Origin of the sequence: Bifidobacterium sp. UBA6881, from assembly GCA_002451435.1 — a bacterium.
Lineage (GTDB): Bacteria > Actinomycetota > Actinomycetes > Actinomycetales > Bifidobacteriaceae > Bifidobacterium.
Genome location: DKCF01000039.1, coordinates 1 through 3,243, shown reverse-complemented (window position 1 = coordinate 3,243; position 3,243 = coordinate 1). Strand labels below are relative to the sequence as shown.

Annotated in this window: 4 protein-coding genes; all 4 read left to right on the top strand. The window is 52.0% G+C overall.

Going from position 1 to position 3,243, the window contains the following annotated elements; genetic code table 11:
* The coding region (locus B3C64_RS03270) for a DUF4839 domain-containing protein (RefSeq protein ID WP_291533696.1) at positions 1 to 408 on the top strand (408 nt) is incomplete at its 5' end.
* Positions 409 to 415: 7 nt separating this feature from the next.
* Positions 416 to 1,024 carry a hypothetical protein gene (locus B3C64_RS03265; RefSeq protein ID WP_291533694.1) on the top strand — a complete coding sequence of 203 codons (609 nt, stop codon included), beginning with the start codon at positions 416 to 418 and terminating at the stop codon, positions 1,022 to 1,024.
* A gap of 35 nt (positions 1,025 to 1,059) precedes the next feature.
* On the top strand, positions 1,060 to 2,277 hold the full coding sequence (locus B3C64_RS03260) for an SPFH domain-containing protein (protein WP_291533693.1): 1,218 nt from the start codon (positions 1,060 to 1,062) through the stop codon (positions 2,275 to 2,277).
* A 259-nt stretch (positions 2,278 to 2,536) separates the two neighbouring features.
* A complete protein-coding gene (locus B3C64_RS03255) occupies positions 2,537 to 2,986 on the top strand; it encodes a DUF4230 domain-containing protein (RefSeq protein WP_291533692.1) in 450 nt (149 codons plus the stop codon).
* Positions 2,987 to 3,243 lie beyond the last annotated feature (257 nt).

Sequence of the window (3,243 nt, the reverse complement as noted above, 5' to 3'; positions counted from 1 at the left end):
TCCTCTTCGGAATCCTCCACAGAAGTGCAGGGAACCATCACCGCTCAGAACAATCAGGAGTTTGCCCAACTATTAGCGGGGAACGATTCAAGCCAGGCCGTCGGGAACTTCGCGAACAAATATCAAGGAAAAGAAATCGAATTTGACGGTTATACGGCTGCGGTGACGCATCACGATTCATACAAAACCCGATTCGATTACCTGATTCTCGTGGGCGACGCCGGCAATAAGCAAAGTCCGAATTTCCACTTCTCGAATGTGAACTACTATGACCTCCATCTGAAAGGTGGCAACATTCCCGATTCGTTCACCACGAATCTCAACATCCATGTCATCGCCAGAATCAAAAATTACGACTCCGCGTCCGACCTGTTGGAGCTCGAACCCGTCTCCATCACTATGAGGTAGGAGAACCATGTCCGAATATATGCAGCTGCCCAATGAGACGATTGTGCTCACTGATGATTCCGTGCATTGTGACAATATCAAAGGCAGGCAGGACGGGAAACTGATTCTCACCAATATGCGGCTGGTGTATGAATGGAGCGGAAAACGCCGAACGGGAGGAAACCGTTCATGTCTCATCTATCCACTGAACGAACTGGAAACACAGGCGGATGAGATTCGGACGGATTGCCGGGCATCGGACTACGAGGCAACGATGAAGCTTTATCCAGGCGGAAGGGAAATCTCTTTCATCTTCAGCAATCCAGAGAAAAACGCGAGTCGCAAGATGGCCGCTTCCTGGCTGGATGCCATCAGCATGGAGGTGCTGGGAACAAGGTCTCCCGCGGCCGCGTCCCTACGTAGAAGCGTGCCCGGAGTCGAAATGTTCGCCGGCATGATCAAAGACACTGTCGATAGGGTCAAAACGTCCCTTGACGTTCCGACCGCAGGAGGGCAAAGTGCGCTTGCCAGAAAAGCCATCACCACGAAATGCATTGGATGCAAGGCGCCGCTTTCGGGCAGAACGGGCATGACGGTGCAATGCGGATACTGCGATACGGTACAGACTCTGCAATGAGAATTTAACGATAAGCGGAAGCGGGATTATACATCATGGGCATATTGCAGGCAATCGGTGGCGCCGTAGGAGGGACCTTCGGCGATCAGTGGAAGGATATCGTCACTGCGGGGCGTTTCAATGAGCACTCTGCTGTCGTGCCTGGAATCCTACGGGGCAGAGACAACGGCCGTGGTTCGAACGGCCGAGGCTCCGAGGGCGTGATTACCAATGGTTCGAAGATCTATGTGCCGGAGAACACGGCAGCGTTCATTTTCAACCAGTCGGGCATCGAGAACATCATCTCCCAGCCGGGCGGTTACGAATACCACGACGGTCAGGACAGTCTGTTCAACGGTGACGGGGCCGGAAAGTCGCTTTTCCAACAGATCGGAGAACGTATCGGCTATGGTGGCATCACATCCGATTACAAGCAGATCGCATATGTCAATTTGCGTGAAATCCGTGGCATCAAATTCGGCACACGCGGCCCGCTCATGTACAACGATCTGTTCTACGGGACGGATCTTGAGATTTTCTCCTATGGCTCGTTCACCATCCAAATCGGTGATCCGGTAAGATTCATCCGTAATTTCGTTCCCGCGAACGTCACTTCGTACTCGTTCGATGATCCACAGGCGCGCTCGCAGATTCTGTCGGAATTCCTGCAGTCGTTCACCGTGGCGTTGAACGCGTTGTCGGCGCAGTACCGGATCTCGCAGCTTCCGGCGCAGGCGAACGACATCGCGCTTAAAGTCGCGAACGACACGCAGAATGCCGGCACATGGCCTGCGCGGTTCGGCTTCAACATCGTGAAAATCGGCATCGAGAACATCGAGTTCTCGCCGGAATCACGCGCCTTGGTGCAGAAGTATTCCGCCAACAAGATGGATCTGAAGGCGTACGAGGACGTGTCCCAGCATGCCTCGAACGTGGCCGCGCAGCAGAAGATCGCGCAAGGTGTGGAGAACCATGGTTTCGGCGATGCGGGCGCGCTGATGTTCGGTACCGCGTTCGCGCAGGGAATCAATCCTATGACCGGAGCGCAAACCGGTGTGGCGTCTGCGCAGGAGCCCATGCAGGCATCGCGGCAGCCGCAGTCTCAGCAGTCCGCTCCGGTTGCATCGGAATCATCCACGGTTGCGTCTTCGGTGCCATCCATGTCGGTGAGCGAGCAATTGGACGCGGTCAAGAAACTCAAGGAACTGTTGGATGCGGGGATTCTGACCCAAGATGAGTTCGACTCCAAAAAGAAGCAGATTCTCGGGCTGTAAAAGGTCAAAATAGAGCATTAGACTATTCCATATTCGGTTGAGAGAGGCCGATTGATGAATCCGGTGCCTATACCGAATTCAAGTTTAGAAATGTCGAAGAGATAATAAGGGGTTATTCAATGGGTAAAGTAAAAGCTGCTCTCGGTGTTGTAGCTGTTGTTGTCGCTATGGTGTTGGGTGTTGTGGTGTATCGTGCGATAGGGGGGGGGAGTCAAAGGCAGAGCTCACGAATACTGTTGTTTCCCGTCAATTGGAAACAATGCAGGATTTGACTACGGCTCGGGAGAAAGATTACGGTTTCGAAGAATTCTCTGAGGGTAAAATCGCCCATGTGAACCAAAAGAAGTTCACAATGTTCTATAGTTATGAGATTCGTGCTGGTGTTGATTTGTCTAAGGCGAAGATTGCGGTGGACAATGAAAGTCACGTGATTTCAATCACCTTGCCGAAGGCGGAATTACAGTCCGTATCCGTGGATCCCGATTCATTGCGTTTCTTCGATGAACAAACTTCGCTATTTAATGATACCGAAGTATCTGATACTGCAGCGGCCTTGCAGGATGCCAAGAAGGCGGCAGCCAATAAGGCCACTAAGAGCGATCTTCTGCAAGAGGCTGATAAACAGGCCAAGAAGGTTGTGCAGAACGCATATGCGCAAATTGCCAAAACAGATGGATACAAGGTCAAAGTTCAGGTTGCCGCTAAGTGATGAGTCGTTTCGGGTGTGAGATGACCGGCATACCCGTTTATGTAGGATTCCCAGTGGATTGACTCTGAGGCTCGTCTTCGTTTTATAGGCCGAGTATGGACATTGCGAAGTCTCATGCTCGGCCTTCGTATATTCTCTGTATCTTAGAATACTTAGTCTTCGGCAGGCGGATTGCAGTTTCATGAGACATGATTCCGGCGCCAACTGAATCGCTTTCCACACTCATGCGGGACAATACGGGTTGAAGAGACTCGTCA